Raw genomic sequence first — 15,143 nt, 5'->3', positions numbered from 1 at the left:
ACGCCCAGGGATCTCACCCACCATGGAATACGACGAAGACGCAGCACGAGCAAAGCGAGCACAGCTTCTGGAACATGCGGCACTCGGCCCGGTCGGACGAAAGCTCTCCGAAGACGCGCTCCGTCGGCTTGTCGACGCCTTCGCCAGGGTAACGCCCCCAAAAGAGCCAGAAATCACCATCGGACTGATCACCATCAGTTCCCTCTACGACGCACCGAAAGCGAGTTCGCGAAAGCCAGGCAACGTGGTCTTGAACTGGAGGAAGCTGCTCGAAATCGTGCCTGACGTGTCACTAGCCGGCCTCGGTGCAGCAACGTTGCCAGTCGCCCCGCAAGTCGCATTCGTCCTTGCCGGTCTTTACATCTGGAACAAGGTTTGGCGAGGGGCGGTGGAGGAATTTTCGGACGTGGAAGCCGTCACGATTCTGGCGCTGTGGGAGCACAGGAACGGGAAGAACAAAATTCCAGAGCAAGAGGGCTTTGTGAAGACCAATGAAGTCAGAGGACGGTACTCGTTGCCTCCGCTAACCCAAGGTCAGTACACTTCGGCCGTCAACCGGCTGACCTCCCTCCAGTGCATAGAACTCGAAGACGGCGTTATCTGGCTCCGCGAATGGGTCCAAAAGAAGCACTGAAGCCCAACCCTTTGTCCAAGCGGACGCCTGACGGCGCCGCTTAACTCAAACGTTAGCCATCGGAGGAACGACGTGAGCGCCAATTTGCACAAGTCACTGATTTACCTCGACCGCGAATACATCGCCGACCTCTACGAAGTGACAACAGGTCAGTCTCCGGACACGACAATCACTAGCAGCCAAGGCAAGAAGGCAGGGGCTGCTATCCCTGTCTTTTCCGCTGAGGTGAGTGCGCAGGAGACTCGGTCGTTCAAGCTCTCCACGCTGGGAATGCTTGCTCATGGGTGGAGCTCCCTTAATGCTGAGCCTGACCTCAATTCCAGTAATTTCGTTCCAGAGATGCGCTCACAGTACGGCTGGTTCAATGGTGAACTCACCGTGTATCAGGTCAAGACTTCTGTTCACCGATCTAGCGGAACGAATGATGTCCTAGCCGAGTCGGAACATTTTCAAATCCGGCAGTCGCGAACGTCTTCCCTTTCGCTCATTACAACGCCGGAATATTTCTTGTCGGGCCTCGGTACTCTGGTGAAGTTGCAGAAAACGGTGCTCAAAGAGATGTCCATTCCTGTACGCGCCTTTGTCAGAGTATTTGCCGCGCAAGACCACATGAAGCAATGGGTCGCGGTTCCGTTGGTGATATTGGAGCGCTAATCCGATGGCTAACTCGGTGTTCAAGCCGACCCGCCTACGGCGGGAGGCTTACCGAATCCACGCCACATAGCCAGTGTCCTGAACCAGCTCACCCAGCTCCTGTGTTTCGGTGCGGCCCAGTCCACGCGGCCGTGGTCATAGTGCGGGTGACGTGCCGGTCGTGTTGGCCTTCATTGATGGTGGCCGGGATTACTGGCTTCCATATGGCTTTTTACGAAATGTCCAGCGGGTAGCCACTGGTTTTAAGGGGCGTGCCACTGACGCTTCTTGTCGGAGCTGGCCTACTTATCAGCAGGCAGACCCTGCGTATCGTGGCATTTGGTTAGCAAGCAACGACGAAACGCTGACCAGCAACCGGCCATACATATGAACTCAGTGCGGCAGGTTGTGCCAAGCATGGCAAAGATATTCCCCGTCGAGCACACCAGGAGTTAGAGATGAACAAGGATCAAGTCAAGGGCGCTACCAAAGACGCAGTGGGCAAAGTACAGGAAGCTGCGGGCAAGCTGGTCGGCAACAAAGAGCAGCAGGCAAAAGGCATGTTGAAACAGGCCGAAGGCGAAGCCCAGAAGGCCTATGGCGATACCAAGGAAGTCCTGAAAGACGCGACGAAGTAATTCTTTGCGGGCGGCTTGGCTGCATTGCCGCGGCTTGGTCACATGGTTCAATTTGGCCGGGTTTTCGGCAGTGCTGCTGCGGCTGAAAGCCTGTTTTCAGCAGATTGCAGGTTTTCAGATGCCTGCAGGTCTGTGGCATAGCATGGAGCGCTGCTGGAAAGTGGGGTTTCCAACGGCCGCTATACTCGGCGCCCCGATGACAGCACGATCCCTCGGCATGCGCCTGCCCGTCTTTCCGCGTCCGCTGGCGTTGCTGCTCGTGGCCACCTTGGCCGCGTGTGGCAGCAACCTGCCCGTCCCACACCCAACCGTCGCCGACACCACGGCAACTGCCCCCCCCTGCACACCCCATCAAGATCGGCATCGCGCTGGGCGGCGGCGCGGCCAAGGGGTTTGCGCACATTGGTGTGATCAAGATGCTGGAAGCCAATGGCTTTGCGCCTGCCGTGGTGGCGGGCACCAGTGCGGGCAGTGTGGTGGGGGCGCTGTATGCCAGCGGCATGGATGCGTTTGCGCTGCAGGAAAAGGCCGTGGCGCTGGACGAGGGCAAGATTCGCGACCTGCAGTTTTCTACCGGCGGGCTGGTGCAGGGCCAGAAGCTGGAAGACTACGTGAACGAGCAGGTGCGCCGCAAGCCGCTGGAGCAGTTGGCCAAGCCCTTTGTGGCAGTGGCGACGCGGCTCGAAGACGGTGAGCGCACGGTTTTTGCGCGCGGCAACACGGGGCAGGCGGTGCGGGCCTCCAGCAGCGTTCCCGGTGTGTTTCAGCCGGTCACCATTGGCAAATACCACTTTGTGGACGGCGGCATCGTGAGCCCGGTGCCAGTAGACGCGGCGCGCCAGCTGGGTGCCGATGTGGTGGTGGCGGTAGACATTTCCAACAAGGCGCGGGGCAAGTCGCCGGGCGACATGCTGGGCACGCTGGGCCAGTCGATTGCCATCATGGGCCAGAAGCTGGGGCAGGCCGAGCTGGCGCGGGCCGATGTCATCATCCGCCCCCAGGTGCTGGACATGGGCTCGACAGATTTCAGCCAGCGCGCCAATGCCATCGTAAAGGGCGAAAAAGCCGCTCTGGCCGCCATGCCGCAGTTGCGCGCACGCGTGGCCCAGTTGCTGGCCGAGCGCGCCCAAGCCGCAAGCCTGGCGCAGCAAAAAACGGCCGACGCCCAGCACCAGGCCTGCCTGGACAACCGCTCGCGCCTGCAAAAGCTGGCGGGCACGGTGGGGCTGGACAGCGCCTGCGCCCAGCCCTGACGCTCTGCCACCGCTGCGGCGGTGGCCCCGCCATGCATACCCGGGCGCCGCAGTGCGGTACCTTTGCGCTGCTACCATCCGCCCCCATGCCTTTCTTGCCCTCATCCAACCAACCAGGCCTGCTGCGTGGCTGTCTGTGCGTGGGCGGGGGCGCCGTGGTGCGTGAGATCTGGCCCTACAAGCCGGTCGCACATTCCTTTGCCCGGCGATAAACCTTCTTTTCCCTCATCTGCGCAGAACATCCATCGCCGGGCACCCGCCCAGCGCGATGGCGGCCGGTCGCTTTGTAGCGCACACCGCGCCGCTCCTTCAGGAGATGCGTCATGTACCCCCCAAACCTTGCCGGTGGCGCCACGCCCACCGGCGCGTTGCTTGCCACACCCGCCATTACCGCTAATCCCGCCCAACTTTTGGTAGCAGCCGCCGCGCTGCGCACGGAGTGATGGCCATGGAATTCACCAAGAAGTTTTTGCGGGCAAAAAGCCCGTGCGCAGACGGATTTCGGTGGTTCAGCCGCCATGTGGAAGACGGCACCGATTATCAGGAGGCGCTGGACACGCTGGTCAACGCGGGGCGGGTGGAGGACGCCTGCTGGCTGCTGGGCCAGTTTGGCCCAACCAACGCCGTGCTGGAGGTGGATGCGCTGGAGGCCGAGGCCATTGTGTTTGCCGGCACGGTGGAGGTGCGCGGCTCGATTGACGTGGCTACGGTGATTCAGGCCGGGCGGTCGATCCGCGCTGGCGGCGGGCTGCGCGCGGGCAGCGCCATTGTGGCGGGCGAGGACATTCGCGTGGCGGGCAGCATCATCAGCCAGGGCACGCTGCAGGCGGGCGGCGACGTGCGCGCAGACTGGGGCGTAGAGGTGCAAGGCGACATCACCTGCTTAGGCGACCTGCGCGGCGCATGGGATGTGGTGTGCCACGGCAAGTTGTCGCTGAAAGGCGGCGCCTTTGTGGGGCAAGACCTTATCGTCGACGGCCTGGTGGAGTGCGGCAAGGGCCTGCGTGTGGGCGGCCACCTGACGGGGGCCGATAGCCTGCGGGCCGGACAGGGCATTGTGGTGGGCGGTGCCATTACCGGCGTGGCGCACCTGGAGGCGGGCTGGGGCATCAAGGCCGGCGAGTGCATTCACACCCAGGGCGCCATCAAGGCCGGCGAAAGCCTGTGTGCGGGTGAAGACATCCGCGCGGGGCATGGCTATGGCGTGTATGCCGGGCTCAATGTGCAGCAGGAAACCTGGGATTCCAGCGCACAGGTGTGGTCGCCGCAGCGGCCCGAGGGCTTGCGCAGTGGCTTGTGGCTGGGGGCCAGTCCTTTGAACCCCTGAAGTCGACAGGAGCAGACGCACCTATGATGTCCGACAAAATGTAAGCAATAATTTCAGCCTTATTGACCAGGGAGGGATTGAACATGTCCGACGTGAGCGACCTCAGCAAAGACGACGCGGTTTACAGAACCCTTCTGGAATCGACCAAGGCCATTCCGTGGAAGATTGATTGGGACACCAAGAAGTTTGCCTATATCGGCCCCCAGATCGAAGCGCTGCTGGGCTGGAGCCCCGAAAGCTGGATGACCGTGGAAGACTGGGCGACGCGCATGCACCCCGAGGACCGCGAATACGTAGTGAATTTCTGCGTAGCGCAATCCCAGGCCGGGATCGATCATGAAGCGGACTACCGGGCACTGACCAAGGACAACGGCTATGTGTGGCTGCGTGATGTGGTGCATGTGGTGCGCAAGGACAACGGCGAACCCGAGGCGCTGATTGGTTTCATGTTCGACATCAGCGAGCGTAAAAAGACCGAAGAGAAGTTGCTCGCTCTGCAAAAAGAGCTGGAGGCTCTTTCGTTCAAGGACGGACTGACAAACATCGCCAACCGGCGCCGGTTTGATGTCAGCCTCGAAGTGGAATGGGAAAGCGCACGCAGCAACGGGCAGCCGCTGTCCCTCCTGTTGTTCGATATCGATTTTTTCAAGCAGTACAACGATCTTTACGGGCATGTGCGGGGCGACAAAGCCCTGATCGAGATTGCGCAAACGCTGAGCCTGGCGCTGGATGGCCCGCGCGACGTGGTTGCGCGCTTTGGTGGCGAAGAGTTTGTTGTGCTGTTGCCGCAAGCGGATGCCTCGGTGGCACTGAAAGTTGCCGAACGCTGCCAGCGGCTGATTCAAAAGCAAGCCATCACCCACGCGCAATCACCGCTGGATCAGCGCGTCACCGTCAGCATTGGCGTTGGCACCGTCACGCCAGGCGCCCACATGAAACCCTCCAGCTTCATCGAGGCAGTGGACCAGCAGCTCTATGCGGCCAAGAAAAACGGCAGAAACCGGATCGAGACGGTTCAGGTGGCGGCTTGAACGCGACGGCCCGGTGCATGCCGCAATGGCGTGCTGAAGTGAACCTCGCTGGTGGCCACGGCCGTTGTGTATGCCGACCAGGGCGGGATGGGCGCGCCTGTGCTGGGAGCGGCGCTCACCGTTCTTTTTGATGCCCATGCCTCAACACCCATCGACAACGGCCGCAACGCCCTCGGTTCACACCTGTGCATGGCAGGTGTTCTGGATCTTTCTGCGCCTGGGCCTCTCCTCGTTTGGCGGCCCGGTGGCGCACCTGGGCTACTTTCGCGATGAATTCGTGCAGCGCCGCCAGTGGCTGACCGAGCGCAGCTATGCCGATCTGGTGGCGCTGTGCCAGTTTCTGCCCGGCCCGGCCAGCAGCCAGGTGGGTATGGCGCTGGGGTTGATGCGGGCGGGCATGCCGGGGGCGCTGGCGGCCTGGCTGGGGTTCACGCTGCCTTCGGCGCTGGTGCTGGCTTTGTTGGGGCTGGGCCTGGCGGGCGGGTATGCGGTGTTGCCGACGGGCGCGATCCACGGGCTCAAGGTGGTGGCGGTGGCCGTGGTGGCGCAGGCGGTGTGGGGCATGGCGCGCAGCCTGTGCGTGGGGCGTGCCAAGGTCACGCTGATGGCGCTGGCGTGTTGCGCCGTGCTGCTGGTGCCCGGCGTGTGGGGCCAGGTGGGCGTGATGCTGGCAGCGGGCGGGGCCGGTTGGTGGCTGTTTGGGCGGGGCAGGGCGGCCACGCCCGAAACACCCAACGACGCGCCAGACGCCCTGCTGTTGCCACTGCGCCGCCGCACCGGGGCTGCGCTGCTGGTGGTGTTTGCCGCCTTGCTGGTGCTGCTGCCGCTGGCCGTGCGCCTGTGGCCCGGTTCGCTGCTGGCCATGGTGGATGCGTTTTACCGCGTGGGCGCACTGGTGTTTGGCGGCGGCCATGTGGTGCTGCCGCTGCTGCAGGCCGAGGTGGTGGGGCCGGGCTGGGTGTCGGCCGATGCGTTTTTGGCGGGCTATGGCGCCACGCAGGCGGTGCCGGGGCCGCTGTTCACGTTTGCGGCGTTTCTGGGTGCGTCCATGCAGGTCTGGCCGGGCGGCTGGCTGGGGGCGGTGGTGTGCCTGGTGGCGATTTTTGTGCCGTCATTTTTGCTGGTGGCCGGTGCCTTGCCGTTTTGGGAGCCACTGCGACGCAACCCGCACGCCCAGGCGGCGCTGGCGGGCGTGAATGCGGCGGTGGTGGGGCTGCTGCTGGCGGCACTTTACAACCCGGTGTGGACCAGCGCCATCCGCGGCGGCGCTGATTTTGGCCTGGCGCTGACCGCCTTTGTGGCGCTGGTGTTCTGGCGCGCGCCGCCCTGGGCGGTGGTGCTGGCCTGCGGTGTGGGCGGCGCCGTGTTGGCCGCATGGTTGTGAATTTTGAGTCAAAATGGCCTGTGGCGCTTGATGGATAAGCGCTAACAGCTATCAAAATAATAGTTACGGCACACGCAGGGTGCCGGACTCAACCCGTCGTTTTCAGCGCACCGCGCCCGCCACACCGTGAACTCTCCCGTTTTTGCGTCCCTGATTCCGGTCATTTTGTTCATTGCGCTGGGTTTTTTTGCGGGGCGGCGCGGCTGGATCCGGGCCACCTCGGTCAAGGATTTGTCCAACCTGGTGTTCATGGTGCTCACGCCCGCGCTGCTGTTTCGCACCATGAGCACGGTGCATGTGCAAGACCTCGACTTTGGCCCCGTGGCCATCTATTTCGCCGCCGCCGGTCTGATTTTTGCCGCCACGCTGGGGGTGCAGGGCTTTAGCACCCTGGCGGCCGCGCGCGGCCTGGCCAACACCTTCAGCAACACCATCATGATCGGCGTGCCGCTGGTGGGTTTGGCGTTTGGCGAGGCCGGGCTGGTCACGCTGTTCACGCTGATCTCGGTGCACGCCCTTATCTTGCTGACCGGCGCCACAGTAGTTTTTGAGCTTGCCGCCGCGCGCGAACACGCGGCCAAAGACGGCGACGGCGGCGGCACGCAGCAGCCCATGTGGCGCACCGTGTTGCAGGCCGTGCGCAACGGCATCGTGCACCCGGTGCCGCTGCCCATCATTGCGGGCCTGTTGTTTGCACAAACCGGGCTGGTGCTGCCCGAAGTGGTGGGCAAGCCGCTGCAGTTGCTGGGCCAGGCGCTGGGGCCTATTGCCCTGCTGCTGGTGGGGGTCACGCTGGCCTTCACCAAGGTGGGCCACCAGTTTGGGGCGGCGCTGCGCATCGCGCTGGTCAAATGTGTGGTGCACCCCCTCGTGCTGGCCGCGCTGGGGTGGTCGCTGGGACTGTCGGGCATGCCGCTGGCCGTGATGATTGTGGCGGCGGCGCTGCCGGTGGGCGCCAATGTGTTTTTGTTTACCCAGCGCTACGAGGTGGCACAAGAAGAAGTCACCGCCAGCATTGCGGTTTCCACGGCGCTGGCGCTGGTCACGGTGCCGGCGGTGATTCTGGCCGTGGCAGGTTTGTAGGGGCGCATGGCGCTGGCGGCCGTCGGCCGCCGGGCCAGCCCGGCGCGCAATGCGGCGCCGGGGTTCGGGGCCGGTGCCAGGCGCTCAGGGCGCCAAGCGCTCGCGCACCCAGGCGTCGCCGTCCTGGCGATAGCGCAGGCGGTCGTGCAAGCGGCTCTTGCGCCCCTGCCAGAACTCCCACTGGTCGGGCTTGAGGCGGTAGCCGCCCCAGTGCGGCGGGCGCGGCGGCATCAGCATGAACTGCGCACCAAACTTGGCGGCGTTGGCCACCAGCACGCCCCGGCCCGAGATCACCTGGCTTTGCGGGCTGGCCCAGGCGCCGATGCGCGAATCGAGCGGGCGGCTGGCAAAGTATTCGTCGCTTTCTTCGTCACTGACCTTTTCCACAAGGCCCTCGATGCGCACCACACGCTCCAGCTCCACCCAGTGGAACTGCAGCGCCACATAGGGGTTGCCGGCAATCTGGCGGCCCTTGCGGCTGTCGTAATTGGTAAACCAGACGATGCCGCGCTCGTCAAATCCCTTGATCAGCACCACGCGCGTGCTGGGGCGCATGTCGCTGCCCACGGTGGCCACGGTCATGGCGTTGGGCTCGGGCACTTCCGAGGCAATGGCTTCTTTCAGCCACTGGTCAAACTGCTGCAGGGGGGCGGCGTGTGAGGCGTCTTCGTTGAGTTCGGCGCGCTCGTAGCTCTTGCGAAGGTCGGCGATGGAGGAGGTCATGGGCACGATTGTGCACGCCGCGATTCCTGAGCCGGCTACCGCTTTTTGATATCCCGGGTCGCCCCTGTTGTGGTCGAATTAATATTCGCTTATATTGGCGCGGCAATGAAACCCAAAGACGACGAAAAGCAGCGCGCCATCGCGCAGGCCACCTTCGAGTTGGTGGCCCAGACGGGCCTGAGCGGCCTGACCATGGCCGACATTGCCCGCGCTGCGGGCATTGCCACCAGCACGCTGTATGTGTATTACCCATCCAAGGACGAGCTCATCAGCCAGCTCTATCAGGACGCCAAGACGGTGACTGCCGCCCGCATCATGGAGGGCGTGGTGCCCGGCCTGCCTTACCGGGCGCGGGTGCGCCGTGCCTGGGGCAACCTGCTGCGGCACCGGCTGGACCAGTATGCCGAGGTGGTTTTCCAGGAGCAGTACTACAACTCACCCTGGTTTACCGAGGGCAACCGCGAATTCTCAACCCGCCTGATGGCCGGTTTTTTTGCGTTGATGGAAGAGGGCCAGCAGCAGGAGATTTTGAAGGCCGTGCCGATACCGCTGCTCACGGCCAGCCTGGTGGGCTCGGTGCGCGAGACGGGCAACCTGATCCGCACCAAGGTGCTGCCCGACGAAGAGGCCGTGCACCAGATGGCTTTTGGGCTGTGCTGGGATGCCTTGAAGGCCTGAGCAGACAAGGGTGCGCTTATCTGCCATAGATACGTTTATTAACCGAATTAATATTCTTTTAAAAATGCCATCCATCACACTTCAACCCCTTCGTGACCGATGGCGTCGCTGACGCTGCCCCCATCTGTTTGCTGATCGGCCATACAACTACACCTTTCCCACGGAGAAACCACGATGCCCACCCTCCACATCAATGGCAAAGAAACGGCTGTGGATGCCGATGAATCCACCCCCATCCTCTGGGCCCTGCGCGACACGCTGGGCATGACCGGCACCAAGTTTGGCTGCGGCCAGGCCTTGTGCGGGGCCTGCACGGTGCTTCTGGATGGCGTGCCCGTGCGCTCGTGCACCACGCCCATTTCGGCAGCGGCCGGGCAAAAAATCACCACCATCGAGGCCGTGGGCCAGGACAGGGTGGGCCGGGCCGTGCAGGCCGCCTGGGTCAAGCACGACGTAGCGCAATGCGGCTATTGCCAAAGCGGCCAGATCATGAGCGCCACCGCATTGCTGAAAGGCACAAAAAAGCCCAGCGACGCCGACATTGACGCTGCCATGGCGGGCAATGTGTGCCGCTGCGGCACCTATGTGCGCATTCGTGCCGCCATTCATGACGCGGCCAAAACTCTGGCTTGAAGGAGATCACCATGCACTTCGACACCGACGCCCTGCAGGGCCAGGCACACCGTTTTATCCCAAAACACCTTCAAGCGCTTATGGGTAAAGCGCAAGCAGCTATCAATTCAGGAGTTAATGATCCAATGGAAGGCGTGGCGCGCCGCACCTTCCTCAAGGTATCGGCGGCTTCGGGCTTTGCGCTGGGCGCGTTTCCGCTGGTGGCCGCTGCGCAGGGCGCGGGGTCGGCCACGGCGCCCGCAGGCCTCAAACCGTTTGAGCAGCCCTCGGCCTTTGTGCGCATTGACGCCGACGGCACCGTCACTGTCACCATCAACCGGCTGGAATTTGGCCAGGGCGTGCAGACCGGCCTGCCCATGATCCTGGCCGAAGAGCTGGACGCCGACTGGAGCAAGGTACGCAGCGTGCACGGCGATGCCAGCGCGGCCTATGCCGACCCGCTGATGGGCATGCACCTCACGGGCGGCTCCAACTCCATCAAGAACTCGTACACCCAATACCGCGAACTGGGCGCGCGCACCCGCGCCATGCTGGTGGCGGCCGCTGCAGCGCAGTGGGGCGTGGATGCGTCGGCACTGCGCACCAGCAATGGTTTTGTGGTGGGCCCCGGCGGCAAAAAGCTGGGCTACGGCGCGCTGGCCGAAGCCGCCATGAAGCAGGCCGTGCCCGAAAAGGTTGCCCTGAAGGACCCCAAGCAGTTCCGCCTGATCGGCAAGCCCACCGGGCGGCTGGATGCCCAGGCCAAATCGAGCGGCCAACAGGATTACGGCATTGACGTACGCCTGCCCGGCATGCTGACGGCCGTGGTGGCGCGCCCGCCCGTGTTTGGCGGCAAGGTGAAGTCGCTGGACGACAGCGCCGCCAAAGCCATCAAGGGCGTGAAAGCCGTGCTGCGCGTGCCCACCGACCGGGGCGGGGAGGGCGTGGCGGTGGTAGCCGACGGCTACTGGCCCGCCAAACTGGGGCGCGATGCGCTCAAGGTGGAATGGGACACCAGCGACGTGGGCAAGCCCGACAGCACGGCGCTGCTGGCCCAATACCGCGAACTGGCCACCAAGCCGGGCCTGGTGGCCATGCAGGCCGACATGGCGCCACTGGCGGGCGCTGGCCACAAGATCAGCGCCGAGTTCGTTTTTCCGTACCTTGCGCACGCACCGATGGAGCCGCTCAACTGCACCATCCAACTCGATGGCGACAAGGCGGAACTGTGGATGGGCACGCAGATGCCGGGCCTGGATGCGATGGCCGCCGCCAAAACACTGGGCCTGCCGCCGCAGAACATCCAAGTGCACACGCAGATGGCCGGTGGCGGCTTTGGCCGCCGTGCCATCCCCAGCAGCGACTACGTGGTCGAGGCCTGCGGCGTGGCCAAGGCCGTGCGCACGGCGGGCATCAGCGCGCCGGTGCGCACGCTCTGGAGCCGCGAGGACGACATCAAGGGCGGCTACTACCGCCCCATGCATGTGCACCGCGCCGAGATCGGGTTTGACGCAAAGGGCCGCATCCTGGCGTGGGACCACACCATCGTGGGCCAGTCCATCATCAAAGGCTCGCCGTTCGAGGCGTTCATGGTCAAGAACGGCATCGACGCCACGGCCATCGAGGGCATGAAAGAGCCCTACAACGTGCCCATGAAACTCTCGGTGCACCACCCCGAGGTCAACGTGCCCGTGTTGTGGTGGCGCAGCGTGGGCTCTACCCACACGGCCTACGTCATGGAAACCCTCATCGACGAGGTGGCCCGCGCCACACAGCAAGACCCCGTGGCCTACCGCATGGCCCTGATGGGCGACAAGCACCCGCGCCACAAGGCCGCGCTGCAGCTGGCCGTGGCGCAGTCGGGCTACGGCAAAAAGCAGCTGGCACCCGGCCGCGCCTGGGGCGTGGCGGTGCATGAGTCGTTTGAATCGGTGGTGGCCTATGTGGTCGAGGCATCGGTTAAAGACGGCACGCCCAAGCTGCACCGCGTGACGGCGGGCGTGCACTGCAACCTGGCCATCAACCCGAAAAGCGTGGAGGCCCAGGTGGAGGGCTCGGCACTGATGGGCTTGTCGATGTGCCTGCCGGGCGCCGCCATCACGCTCAAAGACGGCGTGGTGGAGCAAAGCAACTTTGGCGACTTTGCCGTGCCACGCATCACCGACATGCCCCAGGTGACCGTGCACATCGTGCCCAGCGCCGACCCACCCAAGGGCATGGGCGAGCCCGGCCTGCCGCCGCTGGCACCGGCATTTGCCAACGCCATTGCCCAGATCACGGGCAAGACGCCGCGCGAGCTGCCGTTCAAGCTGGCGTGATGGCAGCAAAAGACCGCGCAAAAGCGTCCGCACAGCCCGTGGTGCTGGTGCTGGCCTCGGGCCGGGGCGAGCGCTTTGCGGCATCGGGCGGCATGGTGCACAAGCTGCGCGCCGCCTTGGGCGACAAAACAGTGCTGGAGCACACGCTGGCCGCCGTGCGCGCCAGCGGCTTGCCCTGGCATCTGGAGGATGCAGGGCACCCGGGCATGGGCGATTCGATAGCGGCGGCGGTGCGCGCCACGGCGGGCGCGCCTGGCTGGCTGGTGCTGCCGGGCGACCTGCCGCTGGTGTTGCCCGAAACCCTGCGCTCCATCGCTGCCGCCCTGGCGGACTGTGCCGTGGCCGTGCCTTTGTACCAAGGCGAGCGCGGCCACCCCGTGGGCTTTACAGCCGAATGCCAACCAGGGCTACTGGCCCTGACCGGCGAGCAGGGCGCCGCCAGCGTGGTGCGCCAGCAGGCGCAGCAGGGCAGGGTGCGGTGGGTGGATGTGGATGATGCAGGCACGGTGACCGATGTGGACACCGTGCAGGACCTGGAGCGCGCCGCGCAGAGGCTGGCGGCGCGCGGGTAACGTGGCTAACGCAAAACGTTGCAACCCGTCGCCGCCCGTTACTTGGCCGTGATGACGGCGCAGGCCAGGCGCGGGCCCGCATTGCCGGTGGGCTGGGTCTTGAAGTCGTCGGGGTCGCGGTGCACGATCAGGCCCTTGCCCACGATGTCGTTGGCGCTGCTGCCCACGCGGATCGTGCGCGATTCAAAGTGGATTGCAGCCACGCCACTGGCGTCGGCCTTGAGGCTGGGCAGGTCGCCCGTGTGGTGCTCGCCCATGCCATGGTGGCCATGCGGCTTGCCACCCGGGTTGAAGTGGCCGCCGGCACTCAGGCCGTCGCCGCTGGAGCAATCGCCTTTTTCATGCACATGAAAACCATGCTCGGCGCCCGGCTTGAGGCCACTGATGGAGCCCGACACCTTCACCACCTCGCCCCACTGCACAAAGGTCACCGTGCCCGCTGCGGTGTTGCCGCGCGTGGGTTCCAGTTTGGCCGTGGCGCTGGGGCCTGACGAATACCCGGCGCAGCCGGCCAGCGAGGCCACCACGGCGGCCGACACGAAAACGGTGTGAAAGGACATGGCGAAGACTCCTGAAGTGGGTTGAGGGGGAGCGTCCGGCATTCACGGAGATGGGGGGCTTGCCCCAGGCGCTGCCGGTGGGCGCCTTGGTGTCTGGGGCACATTCTCCATCCGGCAACCCATAACCACAACTGCTCTCAGCCACAGTGCGCAGTCAGCCGAATGTCGTGCGGTGGCTGTGCGCGGCGTTCACACCGAAATCAGCACGTCGCACTGCGACTGGGCCAGGGCATAGCGCGTGACGCTGCCCAAAAGCATGTCTTCCACGGAGCTTTCCCCTTGCTTGCCCATGACGATCAGGTCGCAATCGAACTCCTGCTCTTGCTGAACCAGCACGAGTGACGGGTCCCCGTGCATCACCAGCGCCGGGGTCAATGCCGGGTTCAGGCCTGCCTGCAGGCACAGCGCCTCCATGTTTTGCCGTGCTTCCTGGTGCGCGTTGGCGCGGTACTGCTGGATTTGATCGGTTTGCACACCGGCGAATTCCATCATTCCCTCAAAAGGCACGTCAAAGGCATGCAGCAAGATGAGCGCTGCGCCCGGCGCAACCGCCTGCGCGAGGCGTATGGAGCGCAGGGATGCCGCAGAAAAATCCACAGGCACCAGCACCGTCTTGTAGGGCTCGTGCGGCGCCTGTTTGACCACCAGCATGGGGCGCGTGGCCCTGCTCACCATGCGGTCGGCCGTGGAGCCCAGCAGCATGTGCCGCATGAAACTGGCGCCCCGCGCGCCCAGCACCACCAGGTCGGCGTTGATCGTTTCGGTGTGCTGGCGCAACTCAGCAAGCAACGAGCCACTGGCCACATGCACCTGCGCCGTAACGCCATGGCGCCGCGCCACTGCCGTGGCCAGCTCTTGCATGGCGTTGTGCGGGGCATCCAGCATGCGTTTTTCCAGATCCGACGGAATCTGCCCGGCCAGGCGCCGCAGCCTTTCTATGGGCGCGGGCGTGGCAACGTGCACCAGATCGAGCTGCGCCCCGGTTGCCTGTGACACGCTGGCGGCACGCTCGACCGCGTGGCGCGCGGGGGCAGAAAGATCGGTGGCGGCGACAAGCCGGTTCAAGGTGGCCATGGTGATTCTCCAACGGGCAAACGAGGGCTGGGGCGTTTCATTCTCTTGGACGGGCAGGTACAGCCCGGCACCGCAAAGGAGCCTGCAGCGCCCGATGTGCAGGTTTCTCTTCCACTGCTGGGCTGCTCGGGGGTGTTCATGCGCGCCAGAAAATCAGCGTGCCCAGATACACCGCATAGGCTGCCACAAAGAAGGCCCCCTCCTTGCGAGAAATGAGGCGGTCGGTCGCGAACACCGGCACACACACCAGCGCCACCAGTGCGGCCAGCGGAAGGTCAATGTAGCGCAGCGATGCGTCTACCGGCACTCCGGCGGGACTCGCCAGACATGTGGCTCCAAGAATGAACAGGATGTTGTAGGTGCTGCTGCCGATGAGGTTGCCAATGGCAATGTCCCGCTCGTTTTTCAGCGTTCCCATGATGGTGGTGGCCAACTCGGGCGCCGAGGTGCCAATGGCCACGATGGTGAGGCCCACCACGGCATCCGAAACACCCAGTGATTTGGCAATGTCTACTGCGCCCGATACGAGGGCAAGCCGGGATAAGGCCAGTTTTGACTCATAAGCCCTAAGGTTATTTAGTCAAAACCTTTAATGCGATTCCGTCGCTCAATCGCGAGGCTGA

At 64.2% G+C, this 15,143-nt stretch carries 15 protein-coding genes and 1 pseudogene; 12 read left to right on the top strand and 4 right to left on the bottom strand.

From position 1 onward, the window contains the following. Positions 1-22 precede the first annotated feature (22 nt). The 8 genes and pseudogenes from B7Y64_RS13675 (at position 23) to B7Y64_RS13640 (ending at position 7,983) form a co-directional block, all read left to right on the top strand. Positions 23-634, top strand: coding sequence for a hypothetical protein (locus tag B7Y64_RS13675; RefSeq protein ID WP_291324318.1), 612 nt, complete (start codon positions 23-25; stop codon positions 632-634). Positions 635-706: 72 nt separating this feature from the next. After that, on the top strand, positions 707-1,288 hold the full coding sequence (locus tag B7Y64_RS13670) for a hypothetical protein (protein WP_291324317.1): 582 nt from the start codon (positions 707-709) through the stop codon (positions 1,286-1,288). A gap of 437 nt (positions 1,289-1,725) precedes the next feature. Next, positions 1,726-1,905 carry a CsbD family protein gene (locus B7Y64_RS13665; protein WP_111867026.1) on the top strand — a complete coding sequence of 60 codons (180 nt, stop codon included), beginning with the start codon at positions 1,726-1,728 and terminating at the stop codon, positions 1,903-1,905. A gap of 217 nt (positions 1,906-2,122) precedes the next feature. Then, positions 2,123-3,158, top strand: a pseudogene (locus B7Y64_RS13660) (patatin-like phospholipase family protein). Positions 3,159-3,606: 448 nt separating this feature from the next. Next, positions 3,607-4,485: a hypothetical protein gene (locus B7Y64_RS13655; RefSeq protein ID WP_111867072.1), complete on the top strand. Its 879-nt coding sequence runs from the start codon at positions 3,607-3,609 to the stop codon at positions 4,483-4,485. Positions 4,486-4,568: 83 nt separating this feature from the next. Then, complete coding sequence (locus B7Y64_RS13650) at positions 4,569-5,516, top strand: sensor domain-containing diguanylate cyclase (RefSeq protein ID WP_291324316.1); 948 nt, start codon at positions 4,569-4,571, stop codon at positions 5,514-5,516. A gap of 136 nt (positions 5,517-5,652) precedes the next feature. Continuing rightward, positions 5,653-6,900, top strand: a complete 1,248-nt coding sequence (gene chrA, locus B7Y64_RS13645) for a chromate efflux transporter (protein ID WP_291324332.1) — start codon at positions 5,653-5,655, stop codon at positions 6,898-6,900. Between the two features lie 126 nt (positions 6,901-7,026). Next, positions 7,027-7,983, top strand: a complete 957-nt coding sequence (locus tag B7Y64_RS13640) for an AEC family transporter (protein WP_024815102.1) — start codon at positions 7,027-7,029, stop codon at positions 7,981-7,983. 84 nt (positions 7,984-8,067) lie between these two features. On the opposite strand, the gene pdxH is transcribed toward B7Y64_RS13640, so the two are convergent. After that, positions 8,068-8,706, bottom strand: coding sequence for a pyridoxamine 5'-phosphate oxidase (gene pdxH / locus B7Y64_RS13635; RefSeq protein ID WP_291324315.1), 639 nt, complete (start codon positions 8,704-8,706; stop codon positions 8,068-8,070). Between the two features lie 105 nt (positions 8,707-8,811). On the opposite strand from pdxH, the gene B7Y64_RS13630 reads away from it, so the two are divergent. The 4 genes from B7Y64_RS13630 to B7Y64_RS13615 all read left to right on the top strand — a co-directional run bounded on the left by B7Y64_RS13630 (position 8,812) and on the right by B7Y64_RS13615 (position 12,886). Next, positions 8,812-9,384, top strand: a complete 573-nt coding sequence (locus B7Y64_RS13630) for a TetR/AcrR family transcriptional regulator (RefSeq protein ID WP_024815104.1) — start codon at positions 8,812-8,814, stop codon at positions 9,382-9,384. Positions 9,385-9,558: 174 nt separating this feature from the next. Next, positions 9,559-10,017 carry a (2Fe-2S)-binding protein gene (locus B7Y64_RS13625; protein ID WP_291324314.1) on the top strand — a complete coding sequence of 153 codons (459 nt, stop codon included), beginning with the start codon at positions 9,559-9,561 and terminating at the stop codon, positions 10,015-10,017. A gap of 11 nt (positions 10,018-10,028) precedes the next feature. Then, on the top strand, positions 10,029-12,314 hold the full coding sequence (locus B7Y64_RS13620; protein WP_291324313.1) for a xanthine dehydrogenase family protein molybdopterin-binding subunit: 2,286 nt from the start codon (positions 10,029-10,031) through the stop codon (positions 12,312-12,314). Further along, on the top strand, positions 12,314-12,886 hold the full coding sequence (locus B7Y64_RS13615; protein ID WP_291324312.1) for an NTP transferase domain-containing protein: 573 nt from the start codon (positions 12,314-12,316) through the stop codon (positions 12,884-12,886). The genes B7Y64_RS13620 and B7Y64_RS13615 overlap by 1 nt, the downstream gene beginning before the upstream one ends. A gap of 38 nt (positions 12,887-12,924) precedes the next feature. On the opposite strand, the gene B7Y64_RS13610 is transcribed toward B7Y64_RS13615, so the two are convergent. The 3 genes from B7Y64_RS13610 to B7Y64_RS13600 form a co-directional block, all read right to left on the bottom strand. Continuing rightward, positions 12,925-13,446, bottom strand: coding sequence for a superoxide dismutase family protein (locus tag B7Y64_RS13610; protein ID WP_291324311.1), 522 nt, complete (start codon positions 13,444-13,446; stop codon positions 12,925-12,927). Between the two features lie 189 nt (positions 13,447-13,635). Next, positions 13,636-14,520 (bottom strand): universal stress protein, encoded by an 885-nt coding sequence (locus B7Y64_RS13605; RefSeq protein WP_291324310.1) that lies wholly within the window; start codon positions 14,518-14,520, stop codon positions 13,636-13,638. A gap of 136 nt (positions 14,521-14,656) precedes the next feature. Then, positions 14,657-15,070, bottom strand: a complete 414-nt coding sequence (locus tag B7Y64_RS13600; RefSeq protein ID WP_291324331.1) for a hypothetical protein — start codon at positions 15,068-15,070, stop codon at positions 14,657-14,659. Positions 15,071-15,143 lie beyond the last annotated feature (73 nt).

It is taken from the genome of Acidovorax sp. 35-64-16, assembly GCF_002281195.1.
GTDB lineage: Bacteria > Pseudomonadota > Gammaproteobacteria > Burkholderiales > Burkholderiaceae_C > Acidovorax > Acidovorax defluvii.
This window is presented reverse-complemented; position numbering and strand designations above follow the sequence as displayed.

What these genes read in the sequence shown, in the direction of transcription:
- B7Y64_RS13675 (WP_291324318.1), top strand. Translation starts at nt 23, where the DNA reads ATGGAATACGACGAAGACGCAGCACGAGCAAAGCGAGCACAGCTTCTG.
- B7Y64_RS13665 (WP_111867026.1), top strand. Translation starts at nt 1,726, where the DNA reads ATGAACAAGGATCAAGTCAAGGGCGCTACCAAAGACGCAGTGGGCAAA.
- B7Y64_RS13655 (WP_111867072.1), top strand. Translation starts at nt 3,607, where the DNA reads ATGGAATTCACCAAGAAGTTTTTGCGGGCAAAAAGCCCGTGCGCAGAC.
- B7Y64_RS13650 (WP_291324316.1), top strand. Translation starts at nt 4,569, where the DNA reads ATGTCCGACGTGAGCGACCTCAGCAAAGACGACGCGGTTTACAGAACC.
- chrA (WP_291324332.1), top strand. Translation starts at nt 5,653, where the DNA reads ATGCCTCAACACCCATCGACAACGGCCGCAACGCCCTCGGTTCACACC.
- pdxH (WP_291324315.1), bottom strand. Translation starts at nt 8,706, where the DNA reads ATGACCTCCTCCATCGCCGACCTTCGCAAGAGCTACGAGCGCGCCGAA.
- B7Y64_RS13630 (WP_024815104.1), top strand. Translation starts at nt 8,812, where the DNA reads ATGAAACCCAAAGACGACGAAAAGCAGCGCGCCATCGCGCAGGCCACC.
- B7Y64_RS13625 (WP_291324314.1), top strand. Translation starts at nt 9,559, where the DNA reads ATGCCCACCCTCCACATCAATGGCAAAGAAACGGCTGTGGATGCCGAT.
- B7Y64_RS13620 (WP_291324313.1), top strand. Translation starts at nt 10,029, where the DNA reads ATGCACTTCGACACCGACGCCCTGCAGGGCCAGGCACACCGTTTTATC.
- B7Y64_RS13615 (WP_291324312.1), top strand. Translation starts at nt 12,314, where the DNA reads ATGGCAGCAAAAGACCGCGCAAAAGCGTCCGCACAGCCCGTGGTGCTG.
- B7Y64_RS13610 (WP_291324311.1), bottom strand. Translation starts at nt 13,446, where the DNA reads ATGTCCTTTCACACCGTTTTCGTGTCGGCCGCCGTGGTGGCCTCGCTG.
- B7Y64_RS13605 (WP_291324310.1), bottom strand. Translation starts at nt 14,520, where the DNA reads ATGGCCACCTTGAACCGGCTTGTCGCCGCCACCGATCTTTCTGCCCCC.